Source organism: Tardiphaga sp. 285_C5_N1_2, from assembly GCF_052076065.1.
GTDB lineage: Bacteria > Pseudomonadota > Alphaproteobacteria > Rhizobiales > Xanthobacteraceae > Tardiphaga > Tardiphaga robiniae.
In genome coordinates this window covers 4,458,255-4,478,569 of record NZ_CP197241.1, presented here as the reverse complement: position 1 = coordinate 4,478,569, position 20,315 = coordinate 4,458,255, and the positions used below count along the sequence as shown (strand labels likewise).

The window sequence follows — 20,315 nt, the reverse complement described above, 5'->3', positions numbered from 1 at the left end:
GGATACTTGCCCCGTCTCAATCCGTGATGAAGCCGAAAACGCCGCGATAGCTGCGCGTCGGTTGGGTCGGCTCGGTGCGGTGCGGTGCGCCATAGATGCGGTTGACGTTGCCGAGCAGATCGGCCTGCGGATCGGATGCATCCACGAAGCCGTCATCCGGACGCGAGAGATCCTTCTGCGCGACGGCGCGGACCACATAGGGCGTTACCAGGACCATCAGCTCGGTGTTGTTGTTGACGTAATCCCGGCTGCGGAACAGCGTGCCCAGCACAGGCAATTGCGACATGCCCGGCAGGCCGCTGATGGCCGCTTTGGTCTGCTGCTTGATAAGGCCGGCCATCACCATCGAACCGCCGGACGGAATCTCGAGCGTGGTGTCCGCACGGTTGACCTTGATCGCCGGGATCGAGGTTCCGCTGATCGTGACGGAATTTTCCTGCGATAGCTCGGAAACTTCGGTGCCGACACGCAGGCTGATACGACCTTCGCTCAGAACCACCGGCGTAAAGCCCAGCGAAATACCGAATTTCTTGAAGGTGATCTGCGTCGTGCAGATCCGCGTCGTGGGATCGCAGGTATTGCCGCCGGGGACCGGGAATTCGCCACCCGCAAGGAAATTGGCGGTCTCGCCGGAGATCGCGGTCAGCGTGGGCTCGGCAAGCGTCCGGATGACGCCGGCGTTTTCCATCGCCTTCAGCGTCGCCGTGACGGATGGTGTCGATCCGAAGGATGCCTTGAGGGCATTATCGGAGACCAGGCTGCCGCCGCGCGCCGTGAACGGGTTGCTATTGTTGAAGTTGACGACGGACGTGCCGTAGCTCATCGATGCCGACAGATCGACGCCGAGCTGCTTGACAATGTTGCGCTGGACTTCCGCAACGGTGACCTTGAGCATGACCTGATCACGCCCGCGCACCGAGATGCTGTTCACGACCTTGTCCATGCCGCCGACGAGGCGCGCCGCGAGGTCCGCGGCCTGCTGCGCTTCGACCTGACTCGATGCCGTACCCGACAGCATCACGCCATCGCCGAGACCTTCGATGCGAATATCCGTATTGGGCATGGTCTGCTTGAGCGCGGCCCGAATACCGTTCAGGTCGCGCGTGACGGCGATATCATAAGCGGCGATCTGCTGGCCGTTGACGTCGAAGAATACGATGTTGGTCTGGCCTACGGTCGCGCCGATGATGTAGGCGCGCTGTGCCGAACGCACGACGGCGTTGGCGATCTTGGGATCGGCGACCAGCACATCCTTGATGTCGCGCGGCAGGTCGATGACGATCGACTTGCCGATGCCGAGCGGCAGGAATTTCGCGTTCAAGGCGCCGGCGCTGCCGGCTTGCATGGACGCGGCGTCGGCCGCGAAAACGGGCGTCAATACGGGATTGATCGTGAGCGCCGTGATGGCGGTGAGCGACAGCGCGCGGGCTGCAAGAGCCCGCATTGATCCGCCTGTTGTGATGCGCTTCATCGCCTGCGTCCTCTTGATCACTTCGTCATGGTCGCGGTCGACGGGATGCCGTAACGCACGATGTTAATGCTGTCGCGCTTGCCGCCATTGGGATCTTCAACCGGTGCGGGCGCGTTAGCGTCGACAAGGGCGCGCAACGCCAGCGAGATCGTGCCGCTCTGCCGCGCGCGGGCGAGCAACTCGGCCTGTTCGGGCTTTAATTCGAGCGTTGCGGTCTTGCCGACGACTGAATTCTGACCGTCCTTTTCCTTGGGCGCCTGATCGATGGCGAGAATGCGGATATTGTTCAGGATGATCTCGGAGTTGATGACCTCAATGCCGCTGCGATCCGTACCGCGTTCGCGCTTCGACAGGATCACGTCGACGCGGTCGTTTGGCAGGATGAAGCCGCCGGCGCCGGTTTCCGGCGAAATTTCGGTGGAGACGGCGCGCATGCCGGTCGGCAGAACCGCGGCCATGAAGCCAGCGCCATTGGCGCGCACCAGTTTCGGTTCGCGGATCGGTTCGCCGGCAATGAAGGCCGAACGCGCGATGGAGCCGGCGATTTGCGTCGCTGCGTCCGGGCGGCTGTTACGGCTGATGACATTGGTGCTCGCCGCTGATGCGGGCCAGGACTGCCACTGGACATCATCGGGACCGAGCGCCTGACCGAGCGCGATATCGGCCTTGGCAACGAGAACGTCAGTTGTCGGGGCTTCGGCGACCTGAGGGGGCGGCGGTGCGTCCGATGTGCTCGCAAGATATAGCGCCACACTGCCAGCGCCGAGTGCAATGGCGAGGACCACAATGCGTGCGGTATTCATACGCTTCAACTTTCCACATTACGCCGCGACGCTGCCGCCGCTGTAACGGGAGTTGACCAGTTATTCGTCAAAGCATGGTTAATGAGCGGTATCTAAATCGCGTTAATAGAAAGTTCCGATCTTAGTGAAGCGCGAGACGCGCCAGGTCGATCGTCTTCACCCATCCGGTGTCGGGGTAAACGAGCAGTGCGCCGAGGGCGAGGGCAATACCGTAAGGGATGCCGGTTTCCTTGTGATGCAGACGCATCAGCCAGGCCTGGCCGCCGAGCGCATAGGGCAGCGGCCACTGCCGGAACTGGAGCAGCAGCAACGTGAGCGCGCCGCCGAACAGCGAGGCGTAAACGAGGTAGTTCAGGAGATGGTCGAAGCCGAACCACAGTCCCGCAGCTGCGGCGAGCTTGGCATCGCCGCCGCCGATCCAGCCGAACGCAAAACAGGCGAAAGCGACTACCAGCACGGTCGCCCCCGCGCCGAGATGCGACAGCGCATCGTGAAGACCCATCCCACCGAACATCGCCAGCACGGCGAAGCCCGCCACCAGCAGCAGCGAGATACGGTTCGAAATGGTCATCGTGAAAAGGTCGCTGATCGCCGCATAGGCCATCAGGCCCGGGAACAGCAGGAGGCGCGTCAAATCGAGGATCATGGCTTCAAGGGCCCGTTACGGCGACGACGGAAAACCTAGCCAGCAGAAATGAACAATCGGACAACAAGAAAGAATTTACCAAACGCTGGCGATCCGAATCGCGACGGCGACCAGCGCGAGAATCAATGCGGCGCAGACCAGGCCGGCGGGGTCGCGGAGCGAGATCTGAAGTCCCTGCAGGACGGAGCGGGGAATGTCGGGGTGTCTCATACGCATTACACTTTTGACGACGACGGCTCAGCAGCATCCCGAAACAAAAAAGGCTCCGGACACCGGAGCCTTTGATGCACTCGTAACAGTCGCTTACTTGAGCGAGCCGTTGATCGAGGTGAACTTGCCGTTCAGGTTCGAGCCGAGGCCGTTAACGACCGCGATGATGGCCAGCGAGATGCCGGCAGCAATCAGGCCGTATTCGATAGCGGTGGCGCCGGACTCATCCTTCATGAAACGCGAAACGAGGTTCTTCATAATACAAAACTCCATATGTGCACGTGGCTGTCGATCGTGATGCCTGGTCTCCCCGGCGTTCTCAGCACCGTGACCATGAGGGAACACTAGGAGTGGGGAATTGCAGTGCGGTTAATTCGATTGATGAAAGTCGGTCGCATTTGTCTCTTCTTTTGCACGGTAAATACCTACTTAAAGCGATTTTGGAATGACTTGGGTGTGATGACACCAGGCGTGTCCTTTTCGCTTCATCGCTCCTTAAGCATACCGCGGTAACTCTTGGCCTCCGGAGCCTACGAGGTCGCGATGACTATACTCCCCATGGAAGTCCTGAACATGTTCGGCGAGACCATCATGAAGGTGGTGCCGATCACGCTGGTTGTTGCGGTGGTCTTTACGGTGCTGACGCATTTCTGGGCCTGCAATCCCGGCAAGCACTGGTGGCGCAAGACGGAGATCGTGACCGACGTGGTCTACTGGTTCTTCGTGCCGCTGATCACCCGCGTCGTGCGGATCGGACTCCTCGTGGTCGGCGCTGCCGTCGTCTTCAATATTCACGATGCCGATGAACTGATTGCCTTCTACGACAACGGCCACGGGCCGCTGGCGCAGATGCCGCTCTGGGTACAGGGGATCTTCTTTCTCGTGGTGTCCGACTTCATGCTCTACTGGCTGCACCGGATGTATCACGGCGGCGGCTTCTGGAAGTACCACGCCATCCATCATTCGTCGGAAGAGATCGACTGGATCTCCGCTGCACGGTTTCATCCGGTCAACCTGTTTCTCGGCACCGTCGCGGTCGACGTGTTGCTATTGATGGCCGGTATCTCGCCGAACATCATGCTGTGGGTCGGACCGTTCACGACCTTCCACTCGGCTTTCGTGCACGCCAATCTGAACTGGACCCTCGGGCCGTTTAAATATGTGCTGGCGACGCCGGTGTTCCACCGCTGGCACCACACGTCGCTGGAGCGCGGCGGCAACACCAATTTCGCAGGCACGTTTCCGATCTGGGACATCATGTTCGGGACCTTCCGCATGCCGAAGGGTGAACTGCCGGATAATTACGGTGTCGACGGCGAGCCTTTGCCGACCGAATTCACCGGGCAACTGGCCTATCCGTTCAAGCAGTAGCACGCTCTTCCTGCTCCTCCCCCAAGCGGCGTAGCCGCGCTGAGGGAGGGATTCGTCTGGCGCCTACGCGCCATCGCAGATTCAACTGTCAAACAGCCACTGCTCTGAAGACATGCGTCATCGCCCTCATTGTTTGCGGCGCGGGGGCGCCGTCGTCTCTTGCATTCCCTGCCCCTGTGAGAGGGCGTGCGGAACGCCGGGTGCCCGTTGCACCCTTGGGCCTGATGCGATGCGGTCTTCCGCAGGGTTAGAGTGCATCAGGACTTTCGGAGGCGCCGAGCGATTGCCCAGCGTTCCGCCTGCGGTGTTTTTTCGGTTGCTTGCACTTTGCCTCAGCGAACGATCCGATCACCGAATTAAAGTCCCAAGGCGATGGGAAGGGAGCCTCAAGCGAGTAAGCCGAACGCGTTTTGATTTGGTCGTCCGTCACACTGTCCAGGGCTCTTTCCATCCCAAGGCCAGCCGTCTCCTTGCCAGTGGCAGTGCTGGCGCAGATCCGTCCTGCCCGAAGACAGACGTCACCCGTGAACCGCGTGACGCCGCATCTCCGGCGTCCACCGCATCCCACCCCGCGAACGTGACGATCGCGATCGCCCCTCTCGGTGGGGCAGGACAATGGGGAATATAAACCTGACGGAGATGGTGTCAACGGGAGATAGGAAAAAATGTTTGGGCGCTGTCTTGCCGCCCCACACTGTCATTCCGGGGCGTGCGCGCATCTTTACGTGCGCGAACCCGGAATCCCGATCTGTTTTGCGCTGAACATGTCGAGATTCCCCGCCGCTCCAGGTGGAGTGGTTGAGGTTCTCACTGCAGTGGCCTCGCCGCCTTCGAGTGCCCCGGAATGCCAGTCAATCCAGGCTTCCTAAGCCGGGACAGCGTCCATCATGCACCCTGCCACCGCCGTTTCCAGTTCCTTCATCAATTAACGGCACATTTGCCATGTCGGGCGCCGGCACCGCTGCGTATCTGCTTTTGTCGGCTTGTATCGTCCCGGAGTACAGGATGTCGTTTCAGTCGAAGCGCGCGCGGATGCGCGCGGTGTTTGTGGCCCGTGCTCTGGCGGCAGGGACCATGCTGTTGCCGGTGGGCGGTTTTGCGGCTCCTGCGAATGATCTGATCGCAGTCAGCGTCGATCAGGCCAGGCTCGTCAAATTTCCCGAGAAGATCGCGACCATCGTGGTCGGCAACCCCTTGATCGCCGATGTGACGCTGCAGGCCGGCGGCATGGTTGTCATCACCGGCAAGAGCTATGGCGCCACCAATGTGATTGCCATTGATCGCCAGGGCTCCGTGCTGATGGACCGCGTTATTCAGGTGGAAGGGCCGACCGACAAGGTCGTGACGGTCTATCGCGGTATGAGCCGGGAGACCTATAGCTGCGCGGCGAATTGCGAGCGGCGTTTGACGCTGGGTGACGGGGAAACCTTCTTCAAGTCGACGATGGATCAGGCCGGCGCCATCGGCAGTCAGGCCGCGACGATAGGGGCGAGGAGCAACTAAGCCACCACTTTTCGTCGGTCAGACCAATCCCGCCGGACACCATCGCAAGCGTCCTGCCACATGGTTAATGGCGGGTTAACGCAGCGAGCCATCTTGTCTCGATCCGGCGAAACACTTCAACAATCTGTTTCCGATACATCTTGGCGGTAGTTATTTCCTATCACCGAGGCACTTGCAGATGCTGCTACCGCTGATTTCGATGGCGACGCTCGCCGGGCGCCTGCGCCGCTTCGGCCATAACAGCAGCGGCTCGGCCGCGGTCGAATTCGCGATGATCGCGCCGATCTTCTTCGCGCTGATTTTTGCCATCATGGAAACCGGCATGGTGTTTCTGGCGGGGCAGGTCCTTGAAACCGGCGTCCAGGATGCCGCGCGGTCGGTCTATACGTGTTCCGCTGCAGCTACAGCCGTCGATTTCAAGACGTCGATCTGCGCGCGCGCATCGACACTGATGGATTGCACCAAGATCGACATCGATGTGCGCTCGTACGATCCCGGCACAGCGATCACGATTTCGGATCCGATCGACGCCAGCGGCAACTATGTGTCGACGAATCTTGTCTACCAGCCGCCGGCCTGTCCGACCAGCAAGACGGTGGTCGTGCGCGGCTTCTATCAGTGGCCGCTTTATGTGACTGGCCTCGGCTACAACATCGCCAATATCAGTCGTGGAACGACGAGCAGCAAGCGCCTGCTGGCCGCGACAGCGGCGACCGGGCCGCAGTGATGGCAGGGATCGGGACAATGCACGTGCGGATGGCAGCACTGGCAGCCTGGCGACGGGCCTTGTTGTTGCGAGACGATACGAGAGGCGTATCCGCGGTCGAGTTCGCGATGATCATGCCGCTGATGTTCCTGATGTTCTTCGGCATGTTGGATGTTTCCAACGGTTTTGCCGTCGATCGCAAGGTCAGTCAGATCTCACAGGGGATGGCCGACCTGGCGTCACGCTACACGACGCTGGCGGAAACCGATGTCTCGAACTTCTTCATCATCGCCGATGCGATGCTGACACCTTATGACAAGACGCAGCTCAAGGCGACCATCAGCCAAGTCTATATCGATCCATCGAGCAAGACCGCCAAAGTTGTGTGGAGTCGCGGCGACCAAAAGAAGGACGTGGGCACGGTCGTATCGGTTCCCACCAATCTAATCGTCAAGGACGCCAACGGAAACTATGTGGCAAACCAGTATCTGATCCTTGGCGAGGCTAACTATACCTACGTGCCGACAATCGGCTGGGTCGTGCCGAAGGGCGGGCTCACGCTGTCCGATGCGATGTACACGCGGCCGCGGCAAACGTCCTGCGTCGTGATGGTGACGAGCTGCACGCCGTAACTTGCGATCATGCGCTGCGTATTTGTAGTTGCAGCGAACGATCGTCGGTCCACTTTCTCGGATCATGCTTCAGCAAAAAGGCCGCGCTCAAGGGCGCGGCCTTTTCGTATTCAGTCGATCAATTCACAAGCATCAAGCTTGCGAATGATCGTTTAGCCTGCGGCGCGGAGATTGTCGGCCGACGACTTGCCGGAACGACGGTCAGCAACGATTTCGTAGCTGATCTTCTGGCCTTCACGCAGGGTGCCGAGACCGGCACGCTCAACGGCGCTGATGTGAACGAACACGTCGTTGCCACCATCGTCCGGCTGAATGAAGCCGAAGCCCTTGGTCGCGTTAAACCACTTCACTGTTCCCATGCTCATGGGGGTAGTCCCTTCTCAAAGATATAGTGTAGCCCACGCAACAGATGTGGGCTGGTGACATCGAATTTTTGGAAGGGTCGTCAGTCTAGACCGGCTGCACCGGGGGATAGATAATGTCGTCCGGCCGAAAATCGATTAACTCATATTAGGGGAAGCGCCCCCTCAAAACAATCCTGACGCGCACGATTTTTTGATTGCGCACGAACGGTCAGGAACGCTTACCCATCCGCGGGATCGCGAGTGATCCGATGCGCGGATGGGTTGTCGTTGCGATTTAAACTGTCGACAGTTTAAACGCGGGATGCGCTTAGCGGCGACGGAACTGACCGCGCGGCGGTGCGCCACGCGGAGGACCGCCGGGACGCTCGTCCTTGTGGCGGAAAATCAGACGACCCTTTTCGAGATCGTAGGGCGACATCTCGATGGTCACGCGGTCGCCGGCCAGCGTCTTGATGCGGTTCTTCTTCATCTTGCCGGCGGTGTAGGCGACGATTTCGTGTCCTGCATCCAATTGCACGCGATAGCGTGCATCGGGGAGGATTTCGGTCACCAGTCCTTCGAACTGGATCAGCTCTTCTTTGGCCATTGTTAGCTCCAGATCGATCGGCTGTTAGCGTGGCCGCTGGGTGCGGTTCGGGGTTGTATTCGGTCGGCTTTCGCGGTGCAGGAAGGCAACGCCCTGCATCCCTTCTTTAGTCGCAGTTCCAGCCTGGTTGGCCGGACGTGAGATCGGCTCATGCCGTGCATTCTCGTGTCTCGCATTCTCGTTCCGACCATGATCGCGGTTCGGTTGCGATGCGCCCCCGTTGCCGCCATGCGGACGACGACGATTGCGCGCGTTCTTGCCGGGCGCTCCGTCATTGCTGCGTGGTGCGTGCGGGGCGGAGCGACCGTTGCGCTGACCGCCACGGTTCTGGGAAGGCGACGGCCCCACGTCGTTGCGGCCTGGGGTGCGGCGGTCTTCCTTCGGAAGCGAAATGCGGATCAGCTTTTCAATATCGCGCAGATACGCCATTTCCTCGCCCGCGCAAAGCGAGATTGCGATGCCTTCGCGTCCGGCACGGGCCGTGCGGCCGATTCGGTGGACATAGGTTTCCGGGATATTCGGCAGGTCGAAGTTCACCACATGGGTGATGCCGTCGACGTCGATGCCGCGGGCGGCGATGTCGGTGGCCACCAGGGTGCGGATTTCGCCGGTGCGGAACTGGGCCAGCGTGCGCTCGCGGTGGTTCTGCGACTTGTTGCCGTGGATCGCGGCGGCGGCGATGCCGGCGCGCTCGAGCCCCTTCACGACCTTGTCGGCGCCGTGCTTGGTGCGGGTGAACACAAGGGCGCGGTCAACCGTCTCGGTCTTGAGGATCTGGGCGAGGATCGTCGGCTTGGCGGAGTGATCGACCAGCATGATCCGCTGGCTGATGCGCTCCACGGTGGAGGCGACTGGGGTCACCGCAACGCGGGCCGGATCCTTGAGCATTGCCTCGGCAAGATCGGCGATGTCCTTCGGCATGGTGGCCGAGAAGAACAACGTCTGGCGCTTGACCGGGAGCTTGGCGACGACTTTGCGGATGTCGTTGATGAAGCCCATGTCGAGCATGCGGTCGGCTTCGTCGAGCACCAGGAACTCAACCATGTTGAGCTTGAGGCCGTTGCTCTGCACGAGGTCGAGCAGGCGGCCCGGGGTGGCGACGAGGACGTCGACGCCCTGCATCAGCGAACGGACCTGACGGCCCATCGGCACGCCGCCAATGGCCAGCGCCGATGCGAGGTGCATATGGCGCCCATAGGCGTTGAACGAGTCGAGGATCTGGCCGGAGAGTTCGCGGGTCGGGCTCAGCACCAGCACGCGGCAGGTCTTGGGCTGCGGCTTGATGCGGTTCTCGAGCAGGCGGTGAAGGATGGGAAGCGCGAAGGAAGCGGTCTTGCCGGTGCCGGTCTGGGCGATACCGATCACATCCTTGCCGGTGATGGCAATCGGGATGGTCTGGGCCTGGATCGGGGTCGGGGTGGTGTAGTTTTCTTCTTTAAGCGCACGGGTGATGGGATCGGCGAGGCCGAATTCCTGAAAGGTGGTCAAAAGATTAATCTTTCCAAAGTGAAAGCAGGCGCCCGGCCATGATTCAAAGACCATGGGGCCAGGGAGCGCGCGAGTGTGTCTGGGACACCCGCGTGTTTGGGGCGTCAGTTCTGGTTAGCTGAAGGGGCAAGCCAGAAACCGTCGAACTGCCCTGAGGAGATCAGAGTAAAGACGGGATCAGAACACGCGGCTCGCAAGGACCTGATGATTCTCTAGGTCGTTCGATTGATATGGAACAGCAAGGCGGCGGATTCAAGGTCAATCGGTGCGAGGGTTAAAACCAGCGACAAAATACCGCTGCATGAAATTTAGACATGAGGCAATTTTTGGCGATTATTTAAGCTGTTTGCCGTGTGCATGATCAATTTTTCTGCACAATAAATAAACAAGAAAACCTCGGCGCTTTCCGAAAATCGGAAACATGCGAGTAATCCCAATCACTTAACGTGTGTTCGAGGGCTGGCACACTTCTTGCGATCTCCTTAACGCGCCGGCCGTGGGGCCGTTCCGCATTGATTTCGTCTGCGTCAGGGAGAGACCGCACATGATTACCAATTTGACTCACGCAATAGCCAAGCCGATCTCGCGTCGCAGCCTGATGGCCGCGGCAACGGGTCTGGCTCTGGGCCTGTCGGCATTTTCGCCGGCCAAAGCCGCAGACGACACCATCAAGGTCGGCGTTCTGCACTCGCTGTCGGGCACCATGGCGATTTCCGAGACCACGCTGAAGGACACCGTGCTGTTCATGATCGATCAGCAGAACAAGAAGGGCGGCGTGAACGGCAAGAAGCTCGAAGCCGTGGTGGTCGATCCGGCATCGAACTGGCCGCTGTTCGCCGAAAAGGCGCGCGAGCTGATCACCAAGGACAAGGTTGCCGTCGTGTTCGGCTGCTGGACCTCGGTGTCGCGCAAGTCGGTTCTCCCGGTGTTCAAGGAACTGAACAACATCCTGTTCTATCCCGTGCAGTACGAGGGCGAAGAGTCCGAGCGTAACGTGTTCTACACGGGTGCTGCTCCGAACCAGCAGGCGATCCCGGCTGTCGACTACCTGATGAAGGACGAGAAGGTGAAGCGCTGGGTGCTGGCCGGCACCGACTACGTCTATCCGCGTACCACGAACAAGATCCTCGAAGCCTACTTGAAGTCGAAAGGCGTCAAGCAGGAAGACATCATGATCAACTACACGCCGTTTGGTCATAGTGACTGGCAGACGATCGTGGCCGACATCAAGAAGTTCGGCTCGGCCGGCAAGAAGACCGCCGTGGTCTCGACCATCAACGGCGATGCCAACGTTCCGTTCTACAAGGAACTCGGCAACCAGGGCATCAAGGCGACCGACATTCCGGTGGTTGCGTTCTCGGTGGGTGAAGAAGAACTCGCCGGCATCGACACCAAGCCGCTGCTCGGCCATCTCGCGGCCTGGAACTACTTCCAGTCGATCAAGAATCCTGAGAACGAGAAGTTCATCAAGGAATGGCAGGCCTTCACCAAGAATCCGAAGCGCGTGACCAACGACCCGATGGAAGCCACCGTGATCGGCTTCAACATGTGGGTGAAGGCGGTCGAGAAGGCCAAGTCGATCGAAGCCGACAAGGTCATCGACGCACTGCCCGGCATCGAAGCCAAGAACCTGACCGGCGGTACCTCGAAGATGCTGCCGAACCACCACATCACCAAGCCGGTGTTCATTGGCGAGATCAAGGCCAATGGCCAGTTCGACGTGGTCTGGAAGACCCCGGCGCTGGTGGCTGGCGATGCATGGTCGAAGGAGCTCGACGGCTCCAAGGACCTGATTGGCGACTGGGTCGGCAAGAAGTGCGGCAACTTCAACACCAAGACCAACAAGTGCGGCGGTCAGGGTTCGTAAGTTAGCTCCGTCATTGCGAGCGCAGCGAAGCAATCCAGTTCTTTCTTGCTTGCGGCTTCTGGATTGCTTCGTCGCTTCGCTCCTCGCAATGACGGTTGATGGTTTCGTGTCTATCGACTCTCGAGACTCCCAAAACTGGAGAAGGCGGTGAATCCGTCGCCTTCTCTTTTTTCTTCGGCCGGGGTTTTCCAGTGACTGATCTCCTTTATCGTTTCCGCGCGATCGCTGTTGCATTTCTGCTGATCGTCGCGACCGCCATTCCGGCCCTCGCGGGTCCTTTCGAGGATGCCGTCGCCAAATTCGCCAATGACGATTTCTCCGACAGCGACGAAGCCGTGGGCATCATCGCCACCTCGGGCCATCCGCAGGCTTTCGCTGTGATCACCGCGCTGCAGGAAGGCCGGCTCTCGGCCGATCCCGACAGCAAGAAGGTTTATCTCACCGGCGCGGACGGGAAGGTGACTGACGCCGCTACCGGCGAGGCCGTCGCAGAAGTGCCGGCCAGCGCTGCCGCGGTGCGCCTCAACAATCGTCTTCGCCGCAATATCGAATCCGCGCTTGGCGGCCTCACGCTGATGTCGCCGGATCCCGCCAAGCGCATCGCCTCGGCGCAATCGGTGTTCAAGAGTCACGAGACCGCGATGCTGCCGGTGATCGAGACCGCGCTGGAAAAGGAAACCAACAAATCCGCCAAGCAGGCCTTCACCGAGGCCCGTGCTGCGATCCTGCTCTACAAGGAAGATGCGACCGAGGCCGAGAAGATCGAATCCATCGCGATCATCAAGGGGCGCGGCGATCACGACGCGCTGGCGCTGCTCACCAGCCTGCCTGGCGACCAGACCATCGGCGTTGCGCGCAGCGCGGCCAGCGCCGTCACGGCAATCAACAGCCGGCAGACACTGTGGTCGATCGGTCAGAACGCCTGGTATGGATTGTCGCTCGGCTCGGTTCTCCTGCTCGCCGCCATCGGTCTCGCCATCACCTTCGGCGTGATGGGCGTCATCAACATGGCGCATGGCGAGATGGTGATGATCGGCGCCTATGTCACCTTCGTGGTGCAGGACGTGATCCGCACCAGCTATCCTGGCCTGTTCGATTATTCGCTGCTGATGGCGGTGCCGCTGGCCTTCATCGTCGCTGGTCTCCTCGGCATCGTCATCGAGCGCACCATCATCCGTTTCCTCTACGGCCGTCCGCTGGAAACGCTGCTGGCGACCTGGGGTCTGTCGCTGGTGCTGCAGCAGGCGGTGCGCACCATGTTTGGCCCGACCAATCGCGAGGTCGGCAATCCCTCATGGATGTCCGGCGCATTCGAGCTGGGTCAGCTCACGATCACCTACAACCGGCTCTGGATCCTGTGCTTCACGCTTGCCGTGTTTGCGATCCTGCTGGCGATGCTGCGCTACACCTCGATCGGACTCGAGATGCGCGCCGTCACCCAGAATCGCCGCATGGCCGCGTCCATGGGCATCGCAACCTCGCGCGTGGATGCGCTGACCTTCGGTCTCGGCTCCGGCATTGCGGGCATTGCCGGCGTGGCGCTCTCCCAAATCGACAACGTCTCGCCCAATCTCGGCCAGAGCTACATTATCGACAGTTTCATGGTCGTGGTGTTCGGCGGCGTCGGGAATCTGTGGGGCACGCTGGTCGGTGCGTTCTCGCTCGGCATCGCCAACAAGTTCCTGGAGCCGGTCGCCGGCGCCGTGCTTGGCAAGATTGCCATCCTGGTGCTGATCATCCTGTTCATTCAGAAACGGCCGCGCGGTCTGTTCGCGCTCAAGGGCAGGGCGATCGAAGCATGACGCCGCATTTCCTCACCCGAACGCTGGACCGCAGCGCCACGATCTTCCTGCTGATTGTCGCCGCGGTCGGCATTCTCATTCCGCTGTCGAACCTTTTGCTGCCGGCGGACTCGCCGCTGCAGGTGCCGACCTATCTGATGGCGCTGTTCGGCAAATATGTCTGCTACGCCATTCTCGCGCTCTCTATCGATCTGATCTGGGGCTACTGCGGCATTCTCTCGCTCGGTCACGGCGCCTTCTTCGCGCTCGGCGGCTATGCCATGGGCATGTATCTGATGCGCCAGATCGGCTCGCGCGGCGTCTATGGCAACCCGATCCTGCCGGACTTCATGGTATTCCTGAACTACAAGGCGCTGCCGTGGTACTGGTATGGCTTCGACATGTTCTGGTTCGCCGCGGCGATGGTGCTGATCGCGCCGGGCATCCTGGCTTTCGTGTTCGGCTGGCTCACCTTCCGCTCGCGCGTGTCTGGCGTGTATCTGTCGATCATCACGCAGGCGATGACCTATGCGTTGCTGCTGGCCTTCTTCCGCAACGATTTCGGCTTCGGCGGCAATAACGGCCTGACCGATTTCAAGGACATCCTCGGATTCAACGTGCAGGCCGACGGCACGCGTGCGGCGCTGTTCGCGCTGAGCTGTCTGGCGCTGATCATCGGCTTCCTCGTCTGCCGTGCCATCGTCACCTCGAAGCTCGGCAAGGTGCTGATCGCCATACGCGACGCGGAATCCCGCACAAGATTTTTGGGCTACCGTGTCGAATCCTACAAGCTGTTCGTGTTTACGCTGTCGGCTTGCATGGCCGGCGTTGCGGGTGCGCTCTATGTGCCGCAGGTGGGTATCATCAATCCCGGTGAATTCGCCCCGGCGAACTCGATTGAAGCAGTCATCTGGGTCGCGGTCGGCGGTCGTGGCACGCTGGTCGGTGCGGCGCTCGGCGCGGTCGTGGTCAACTACGCCAAGACGGTGTTCACATCGGGCGCCCTTGCTCCCTACTGGCTGTTCATGCTCGGCGCGCTGTTCATTCTCGTGACGTTGCTGCTGCCCAAGGGCATCATCGGCACCTTCAATGCATGGTCGGAAAGTCGCAAAGCCAGCAATAGCGCGAATGCCGATAGCGCCGCAGCGGAAGATGGCGTCACCAAACCCCATCTGGCGGAGAAGGCGTGATGACCGTGATTGAAACGCCAGCCCCGGCAACGCCGCCGTCTCACGCGCCCGCTATCATTGATCCAGTGGTCGCGGCACGCGAGGCGGAAGCCCGGCAGAAGCGCATTACCTCCGCACAGCTCTATCTCGACGGCGTCCATGTCTCGTTCGATGGCTTCCATGCCATCAACAACCTGTCGATGGTGCTGGCGCCCGGCGAGATGCGCGCCATCATCGGCCCCAACGGCGCCGGCAAGACCACGATGATGGACATCATCACCGGCAAGACCAAGCCCGACGAGGGCGACGTCTATTTCGACGGCATTCACGACCTGACGCTGCTGGACGAAACCAAGATCGCCGAGCTCGGCATCGGTCGTAAATTCCAGAAGCCGACGGTGTTCGAGAGCCAGACCATCTACGACAATCTGCTGCTGGCGCTGAATGTCGATCACTCCGTGCGCGGCACGCTGTTCTGGCGCGGCAGCCGGGGCGAGGCCGAGCGCATCGACAAGGTGCTGGAGACCATTCGCCTCACGGACTCGCGCGATCGGCTCGCCGGCAATCTCTCGCATGGCCAGAAGCAGTGGCTCGAAATTGGCATGCTGCTGGCGCAGGACCCGAAGCTGCTGCTGGTGGACGAGCCGGTGGCCGGCATGACCGATGTGGAAACGCATCAGACCGCCGAATTGCTGAAAGCGATCAATCGCGACAACAAGACCGTCATGGTGGTCGAGCACGACATGACTTTCGTGCGCGAACTCGGCGTCAAGGTGACCTGTCTGCACGAAGGCACGGTGCTGGCCGAAGGCACCATCGATCAGGTGTCGACCAATGACCGCGTGGTCGAAGTGTATCTGGGGCGGTGATGATGCAGCGCTTCACCACACACGCCGTCATGCCCGGGCTTGTCCCGGGCATCCACGTCTTTTCTGCTAATACCCAAGGCGTGGATGGCCGGGACAGGCCCGGCCATGACGGAGTAAAATCGCGAATGCCTGAGGCATCACCATGCTGAAAGTCGATAATATCAGCCTCTATTACGGTGCAGCCCAGGCGCTGCGCGGCGTCACCGTTTCGGCGGAGCCCGGCAAGGTCACCTGCGTGCTCGGTCGCAACGGTGTCGGCAAGACCTCGCTGCTGCGCGCCATGGTCGGCCAGCAGGCGATCTCATCAGGCTCCATTACCTTCGACGGCCAGGACATCTCGACGCTGAAGCCGTTCGAGCGGGCGCGGCGCGGCATTTCCTTCGTGCCGCAGGGCCGCGAGATCTTTCCGCTGCTCACAGTGGAAGAAAACCTCAAGACCGGCTACGCGCCGCTGAAGCGCGCCGACCGCAATATTCCCGACGACGTGTTCTCGCTGTTTCCGGTGCTGAATTCGATGCTGGGGCGGCGCGGCGGCGATCTCTCCGGCGGCCAGCAGCAGCAGCTCGCCATCGGCCGCGCGCTGGTGATGCGACCGAAGCTCCTGCTGCTGGATGAGCCGACCGAAGGCATCCAGCCCTCGATCATCAAGGATATCGGCCGCGCGATTTCCTATCTGCGCTCGCTCGGCAATATCGCTATCGTCCTCGTGGAGCAGTATCTCGACTTTGCCTGCGAACTCGGCGACAACTTCGCCGTGATGGATCGCGGCGCGGTGAAATACACCTGCGACCGCTCGACGCTTGATCCCGCCGAGATCAGCCGCCAGATGGCGCTGTAGCGCGGGCTCAAAGCCGGAGAATGCATGCAGGCTGACAACACCACGCTGTCGTCCTCGGCGATCTCATCGTCCTCGGCGATTTTTGCCGCCAACCGTGCCCGCGGCGCGGTGACGTTCGACGTGCATCTGGTGGAGGGCAAGACCCGCCGCCGCCAGTTGCATGAATCCGGCTCGCTGCGCGTGCGCTTCCCGTCTCCCGAAGATCACGGCCTGTCGGCGATGTTCGTCAACACCGCCGGCGGCGCGGCAGGCGGCGACCGCTTCGATATCGATATCACGGCCGGCGAGGGCACCAGCCTGACAGTGACCACGGCCGCCGCCGAGAAGGTCTATCGCTCTCATGGGCCCGCTGCCGAGATCAATATCGCGCTGAAGGCGGAAGCCGGCGCGCATCTGTCCTGGCTGCCGCAGGAAACCATCCTGTTCGATCAGGCCCGCACCATCAGGCGCATCGATATCGATCTGGCCGATCGCGCGACGCTTTTGCTTTGCGAGATCGTGGTGTTCGGTCGTGCGGCCATGGGTGAGGTGATGCAGACGGGGTCTTTCGTCGACCGCTGGCGCCTGCGTCGCGGTGGCAGGCTGGTGTTCGCGGAAAACGTGCGGCTGGATGGCGATATCGCCGCGAAACTGGCCAGACCGGCAATCGGCAATGGCGCGGTGGCCATCGGCACGGCGCTGATCGTGCCGGGCGACGAGGCGCTCATTGAGCGGCTACGCGAAGCCACGGATGGCGCTGGCGGTGAAGTTGGTATCTCCTGCTGGAACGGCTTTGCAATGGCCCGCTTCTGTGCACAAGATGCGGCGAAGCTGCGCACCGACATGATGGCGGTGCTTGGACGATCAGGCGCGATGCTGCCGCGCATGTGGCTCAACTAAACTTATTCAGAGACCTGCAATGAACCTGTCTCCCCGCGAAAAAGACAAGCTGCTGATATCGATGGCCGCCATCGTGGCGCGACGCCGGTTGGAGCGCGGCGTCAAGCTCAACCATCCCGAGGCCATCGCCATCATCTCCGATTTCATCGTCGAGGGCGCGCGCGACGGCCGCACCGTTGCCGAGCTGATGAAATCCGGCGCCGAGGTCATCACCCGCGCGCAATGCATGGACGGCATCGCCGAGATGATCCACGACATTCAGGTGGAAGCGACATTCCCCGACGGGACGAAGCTCGTCACGGTGCACGAACCGATCCGCTAGTTCAAACTCCGTCATGCCCGGGCTTGACCCGGGCATCCATCTTCAGCGCTCTAAGGCGTGGATGGCCGGGTCAAGCCCGGCCATGACACCGAGAAAATCGAGAGGTCACATGATCCCCGGCGAACTCTTCATCCAGGACGGCGAGATTGAGCTCAATGCCGGGCGCAAGACCGTCACGCTGACGGTGGCAAATTCCGGCGATCGGCCGATCCAGGTCGGCTCGCACTATCATTTCTTCGAGACCAATCCGGCGCTGAAATTCGACCGCAAAAAAGCCCGCGGCATGCGTCTCGACATCGCCGCCGGCACTGCGGTGCGTTTCGAACCCGGCCAGAGCCGCGACGTGCAACTGGTCGAACTCGCTGGCAAGCGCACGGTTTACGGCTTCCGCGGCGATGTGATGGGGAAGCTCTGAGCGCCTAGCCGCCGGCGCTGTCCATCATGAACGAGCGGAAATATCGATCGATGGTCAGCGATATCAGGACGACCGATACGAACAGAAGACAGCTGTACAATGACCAACGTCCGACATCGTCACGGAACGATCGGATACCGAGGATCACGAACCAGATGCCCAGAGCGATGCTGAACCAGTTGAACCAGGTGACGAGGATCGCTTCAGCGGCGTCCAGTTCCGGAATGAAGCCGTCCGGAAATCCGAGCCACATGACGCGGGTCAGGTATAGCCAGAACGTCAGCGCGAACAGCAGGCATGCCGCAGCAAATGGATAGACGTTCTTCCATCTCACGATATCGGTCTCCGTCTCAGATCCCGACGCCGCGCGCCTCGTTGGGGTGCGCGAAGCTATGGAAGTCGCGGGCCACGCCGTCAATGAACGAAGGCGCAGGCTGCGCACTGATCGGGATGTCCGCGTCCCCGGCGGCATCGCTGCGTTCGAATCCACTCTCCTCATCTTCCATCGTTGGGAAGGCTTGATCTCATGCCCGTGAAAATCAAACGCTCCGTCTATGCCGACATGTTCGGCCCGACCACCGGCGATCGCGTACGGCTCGCCGACACCGATCTGATCATCGAGGTGGAGAAGGATTTCACCATCTATGGCGAGGAGGTGAAGTTTGGCGGCGGCAAGGTGATCCGCGACGGCATGGGGCAGTCGCAGGCGACACGCGCGCAGGGCGCCGTCGACACGGTCATCACCAATGTCCTGATCGTCGATCACTGGGGCATCGTGAAGGCCGACGTCGCCCTCAAGGGCGGCATGGTCCACGCCATCGGCAAGGCCGGCAATCCCGACATCCAGCCGGGCGTGACCATCAATGTCGGTCCCGGCACCGATGTCATCGCGGGTGAAGGAAAAATCCTCACCGCCGGCGGCTTCGACAGCCATATCCATTTCATCTGTCCGCAGCAGATCGAACACGCGCTGATGTCGGGTGTCACCTCGATGCTTGGGGGCGGCACCGGCCCGTCGCACGGCACCTTCGCGACGACCTGTACGCCCGGTCCGTGGCACATCGCGCGGATGATCCAGTCCTTCGATGCGTTCCCGGTCAATCTCGGCATCTCCGGCAAGGGCAATGCCTCGAAGCCCGCGCCGCTGGTGGAAATGATCAATGCCGGCGCCTGTGCGCTGAAGCTGCACGAGGACTGGGGCACCACGCCTGCCGCGATCGACAACTGCCTCAGCGTCGCCGACGACTACGACGTGCAGGTGATGCTGCACTCCGACACGCTGAACGAGTCTGGATTCGTCGAGGACACCATCAAGGCCTTCAAGGGCCGCACCATCCACGCCTTCCATACCGAAGGTGCCGGCGGTGGCCATGCGCCCGATATCATCAAGGTCGCGGGCCTCAAGAACGTGCTGCCGTCATCGACCAATCCGACACGGCCATTCACGCGCAACACCATCGATGAGCATCTGGACATGCTGATGGTGTGCCACCATCTCGATCCGTCGATTGCGGAAGATCTGGCATTTGCCGAAAGCCGCATCCGCAAGGAGACCATCGCCGCCGAAGACATCCTGCACGATCTCGGCGCGCTCTCGATGATGTCGTCGGACAGTCAGGCCATGGGCCGGCTCGGCGAAGTCATCATCCGGACGTGGCAGACCGCCGACAAGATGAAGAAGCAGCGCGGCTCGCTGAAGGAAGACAAGGGCAACAACGACAATTTCCGCGTCAAGCGCTACATCGCGAAATACACGATCAACCCCGCTATCGCCCATGGTGTCTCGAAGCTGATCGGCTCGGTGGAGAAGGGCAAGATGGCGGATCTGGTGCTGTGGTCGCCGGCGTTCTTTGGCGTCAAGCCGGATCTGGTGATCAAGGGCGGCTCGATCGTCGCGGCGCCAATGGGCGATCCGAACGCGTCCATTCCCACGCCGCAGCCGGTGCACTACCAGCCGATGTTCGGCGCCTTCGGCCGCGCGCTGACCCAGTCGTCGGTGGTGTTCACATCCGGTGCGGCGGTGGCCGGCGGTCTCGCCAAGAAGCTCGGCATTCAGAAGTCGCTCTATGCGGTGGAAAATGTCCGCGACGGCATCTCGAAGAAGAGCATGATCCATAACGGCGCGACGCCGAAGATCGAGGTGGATTCGGAGACCTATGAGGTGAGGGCGGATGGCGAACTTTTGACCTGCGAGCCGGCCGAAGTCCTGCCGATGGCGCAGAGGTACTTTATGTATTGAGGTGCGCTCGACGGTTGCGGTCTCCCTCCCTCCTGCGCAGCGGGTCGGCCGATAGGCCGGGGTGGGGTGTCTCCGCACGCTCAGGAGTTTGCGGCACCCCCACCCGACCGCGCTACGCGCGGCCACCCTCCCCGCAAGGGGGGAGGGATAAGAAA

The 20,315-nt window shown here is 61.1% G+C and carries 21 protein-coding genes; 13 read left to right on the top strand and 8 right to left on the bottom strand.

The window, feature by feature from the left end; translation table 11 throughout:
• Positions 1-16 precede the first annotated feature (16 nt).
• The 4 genes from AB7951_RS21150 to AB7951_RS21135 all read right to left on the bottom strand — a co-directional run bounded on the left by AB7951_RS21150 (position 17) and on the right by AB7951_RS21135 (position 3,388).
• Positions 17-1,471, bottom strand: coding sequence for a type II and III secretion system protein family protein (locus AB7951_RS21150; protein ID WP_309947398.1), 1,455 nt, complete (start codon positions 1,469-1,471; stop codon positions 17-19).
• Between the two features lie 17 nt (positions 1,472-1,488).
• Positions 1,489-2,274 (bottom strand): Flp pilus assembly protein CpaB, encoded by a 786-nt coding sequence (gene cpaB, locus AB7951_RS21145; RefSeq protein ID WP_309947399.1) that lies wholly within the window; start codon positions 2,272-2,274, stop codon positions 1,489-1,491.
• Between the two features lie 121 nt (positions 2,275-2,395).
• Positions 2,396-2,920, bottom strand: a complete 525-nt coding sequence (locus AB7951_RS21140; protein ID WP_184514019.1) for an A24 family peptidase — start codon at positions 2,918-2,920, stop codon at positions 2,396-2,398.
• Positions 2,921-3,223: 303 nt separating this feature from the next.
• Positions 3,224-3,388 carry a Flp family type IVb pilin gene (locus AB7951_RS21135; protein ID WP_089261533.1) on the bottom strand — a complete coding sequence of 55 codons (165 nt, stop codon included), beginning with the start codon at positions 3,386-3,388 and terminating at the stop codon, positions 3,224-3,226.
• A gap of 285 nt (positions 3,389-3,673) precedes the next feature.
• On the opposite strand from AB7951_RS21135, the gene AB7951_RS21130 reads away from it, so the two are divergent.
• From AB7951_RS21130 to AB7951_RS21115, 4 genes are all read left to right on the top strand, one after another.
• Entirely contained in the window at positions 3,674-4,501 is an 828-nt protein-coding gene (locus AB7951_RS21130) for a sterol desaturase family protein (RefSeq protein WP_089263571.1), read from the top strand.
• Between the two features lie 1,005 nt (positions 4,502-5,506).
• Complete coding sequence (locus AB7951_RS21125) at positions 5,507-6,004, top strand: pilus assembly protein N-terminal domain-containing protein (protein ID WP_120289175.1); 498 nt, start codon at positions 5,507-5,509, stop codon at positions 6,002-6,004.
• Positions 6,005-6,182: 178 nt separating this feature from the next.
• On the top strand, positions 6,183-6,731 hold the full coding sequence (locus tag AB7951_RS21120; RefSeq protein WP_120288699.1) for a TadE/TadG family type IV pilus assembly protein: 549 nt from the start codon (positions 6,183-6,185) through the stop codon (positions 6,729-6,731).
• Positions 6,731-7,342, top strand: coding sequence for a TadE/TadG family type IV pilus assembly protein (locus AB7951_RS21115; RefSeq protein ID WP_120288700.1), 612 nt, complete (start codon positions 6,731-6,733; stop codon positions 7,340-7,342). The genes AB7951_RS21120 and AB7951_RS21115 overlap by 1 nt, the downstream gene beginning before the upstream one ends.
• Positions 7,343-7,494: 152 nt before the next feature.
• Here the strand turns inward: AB7951_RS21115 and AB7951_RS21110 are convergent, their stop codons facing one another.
• The 3 genes from AB7951_RS21110 to AB7951_RS21100 all read right to left on the bottom strand — a co-directional run bounded on the left by AB7951_RS21110 (position 7,495) and on the right by AB7951_RS21100 (position 9,835).
• On the bottom strand, positions 7,495-7,707 hold the full coding sequence (locus tag AB7951_RS21110) for a cold-shock protein (RefSeq protein ID WP_011474122.1): 213 nt from the start codon (positions 7,705-7,707) through the stop codon (positions 7,495-7,497).
• A gap of 307 nt (positions 7,708-8,014) precedes the next feature.
• A complete protein-coding gene (infA, locus tag AB7951_RS21105; protein WP_068733922.1) occupies positions 8,015-8,293 on the bottom strand; it encodes a translation initiation factor IF-1 in 279 nt (92 codons plus the stop codon).
• A 24-nt stretch (positions 8,294-8,317) separates the two neighbouring features.
• Entirely contained in the window at positions 8,318-9,835 is a 1,518-nt protein-coding gene (locus AB7951_RS21100; protein ID WP_120288701.1) for a DEAD/DEAH box helicase, read from the bottom strand.
• Between the two features lie 490 nt (positions 9,836-10,325).
• Here AB7951_RS21100 and urtA point away from each other — a divergent pair, with 490 nt between their 5' ends.
• The 8 genes from urtA (at position 10,326) to AB7951_RS21060 (ending at position 17,921) form a co-directional block, all read left to right on the top strand.
• Positions 10,326-11,648 carry an urea ABC transporter substrate-binding protein gene (urtA, locus tag AB7951_RS21095; protein ID WP_068733926.1) on the top strand — a complete coding sequence of 441 codons (1,323 nt, stop codon included), beginning with the start codon at positions 10,326-10,328 and terminating at the stop codon, positions 11,646-11,648.
• A 191-nt stretch (positions 11,649-11,839) separates the two neighbouring features.
• Positions 11,840-13,450: an urea ABC transporter permease subunit UrtB gene (gene urtB, locus AB7951_RS21090; protein WP_441256040.1), complete on the top strand. Its 1,611-nt coding sequence runs from the start codon at positions 11,840-11,842 to the stop codon at positions 13,448-13,450.
• A complete protein-coding gene (urtC, locus tag AB7951_RS21085) occupies positions 13,447-14,619 on the top strand; it encodes an urea ABC transporter permease subunit UrtC (RefSeq protein ID WP_439062428.1) in 1,173 nt (390 codons plus the stop codon). Before urtB ends, urtC begins: the two co-directional genes overlap by 4 nt.
• A complete protein-coding gene (urtD, locus tag AB7951_RS21080) occupies positions 14,619-15,467 on the top strand; it encodes an urea ABC transporter ATP-binding protein UrtD (RefSeq protein ID WP_439062429.1) in 849 nt (282 codons plus the stop codon). The genes urtC and urtD overlap by 1 nt, the downstream gene beginning before the upstream one ends.
• Before the next feature lie 142 nt (positions 15,468-15,609).
• Positions 15,610-16,305: an urea ABC transporter ATP-binding subunit UrtE gene (gene urtE / locus AB7951_RS21075; protein WP_068733931.1), complete on the top strand. Its 696-nt coding sequence runs from the start codon at positions 15,610-15,612 to the stop codon at positions 16,303-16,305.
• Positions 16,306-16,329: 24 nt separating this feature from the next.
• Positions 16,330-17,184: an urease accessory protein UreD gene (locus AB7951_RS21070; RefSeq protein ID WP_439062430.1), complete on the top strand. Its 855-nt coding sequence runs from the start codon at positions 16,330-16,332 to the stop codon at positions 17,182-17,184.
• Between the two features lie 19 nt (positions 17,185-17,203).
• Positions 17,204-17,506, top strand: coding sequence for an urease subunit gamma (locus AB7951_RS21065; protein WP_068733936.1), 303 nt, complete (start codon positions 17,204-17,206; stop codon positions 17,504-17,506).
• A gap of 109 nt (positions 17,507-17,615) precedes the next feature.
• A complete protein-coding gene (locus tag AB7951_RS21060; protein WP_231077862.1) occupies positions 17,616-17,921 on the top strand; it encodes an urease subunit beta in 306 nt (101 codons plus the stop codon).
• A 4-nt stretch (positions 17,922-17,925) separates the two neighbouring features.
• On the opposite strand, the gene AB7951_RS21055 is transcribed toward AB7951_RS21060, so the two are convergent.
• Complete coding sequence (locus AB7951_RS21055; RefSeq protein ID WP_439062431.1) at positions 17,926-18,255, bottom strand: hypothetical protein; 330 nt, start codon at positions 18,253-18,255, stop codon at positions 17,926-17,928.
• A 192-nt stretch (positions 18,256-18,447) separates the two neighbouring features.
• Between AB7951_RS21055 and ureC the strand changes: the two genes are divergently transcribed.
• Positions 18,448-20,160, top strand: coding sequence for an urease subunit alpha (gene ureC, locus AB7951_RS21050; RefSeq protein ID WP_068733942.1), 1,713 nt, complete (start codon positions 18,448-18,450; stop codon positions 20,158-20,160).
• Positions 20,161-20,315 lie beyond the last annotated feature (155 nt).

Bases quoted from the DNA above. Each gene is read 5' to 3' on its own strand.
- AB7951_RS21150 (WP_309947398.1), bottom strand. From the start codon at position 1,471: ATGAAGCGCATCACAACAGGCGGATCAATGCGGGCTCTTGCAGCCCGC.
- cpaB (WP_309947399.1), bottom strand. From the start codon at position 2,274: ATGAATACCGCACGCATTGTGGTCCTCGCCATTGCACTCGGCGCTGGC.
- AB7951_RS21140 (WP_184514019.1), bottom strand. From the start codon at position 2,920: ATGATCCTCGATTTGACGCGCCTCCTGCTGTTCCCGGGCCTGATGGCC.
- AB7951_RS21135 (WP_089261533.1), bottom strand. From the start codon at position 3,388: ATGAAGAACCTCGTTTCGCGTTTCATGAAGGATGAGTCCGGCGCCACC.
- AB7951_RS21130 (WP_089263571.1), top strand. From the start codon at position 3,674: ATGACTATACTCCCCATGGAAGTCCTGAACATGTTCGGCGAGACCATC.
- AB7951_RS21125 (WP_120289175.1), top strand. From the start codon at position 5,507: ATGTCGTTTCAGTCGAAGCGCGCGCGGATGCGCGCGGTGTTTGTGGCC.
- AB7951_RS21120 (WP_120288699.1), top strand. From the start codon at position 6,183: ATGCTGCTACCGCTGATTTCGATGGCGACGCTCGCCGGGCGCCTGCGC.
- AB7951_RS21115 (WP_120288700.1), top strand. From the start codon at position 6,731: ATGGCAGGGATCGGGACAATGCACGTGCGGATGGCAGCACTGGCAGCC.
- AB7951_RS21110 (WP_011474122.1), bottom strand. From the start codon at position 7,707: ATGAGCATGGGAACAGTGAAGTGGTTTAACGCGACCAAGGGCTTCGGC.
- infA (WP_068733922.1), bottom strand. From the start codon at position 8,293: ATGGCCAAAGAAGAGCTGATCCAGTTCGAAGGACTGGTGACCGAAATC.
- AB7951_RS21100 (WP_120288701.1), bottom strand. From the start codon at position 9,835: ATGGTCTTTGAATCATGGCCGGGCGCCTGCTTTCACTTTGGAAAGATT.
- urtA (WP_068733926.1), top strand. From the start codon at position 10,326: ATGATTACCAATTTGACTCACGCAATAGCCAAGCCGATCTCGCGTCGC.
- urtC (WP_439062428.1), top strand. From the start codon at position 13,447: ATGACGCCGCATTTCCTCACCCGAACGCTGGACCGCAGCGCCACGATC.
- urtD (WP_439062429.1), top strand. From the start codon at position 14,619: ATGACCGTGATTGAAACGCCAGCCCCGGCAACGCCGCCGTCTCACGCG.
- urtE (WP_068733931.1), top strand. From the start codon at position 15,610: ATGCTGAAAGTCGATAATATCAGCCTCTATTACGGTGCAGCCCAGGCG.
- AB7951_RS21070 (WP_439062430.1), top strand. From the start codon at position 16,330: ATGCAGGCTGACAACACCACGCTGTCGTCCTCGGCGATCTCATCGTCC.
- AB7951_RS21065 (WP_068733936.1), top strand. From the start codon at position 17,204: ATGAACCTGTCTCCCCGCGAAAAAGACAAGCTGCTGATATCGATGGCC.
- AB7951_RS21060 (WP_231077862.1), top strand. From the start codon at position 17,616: ATGATCCCCGGCGAACTCTTCATCCAGGACGGCGAGATTGAGCTCAAT.
- ureC (WP_068733942.1), top strand. From the start codon at position 18,448: ATGCCCGTGAAAATCAAACGCTCCGTCTATGCCGACATGTTCGGCCCG.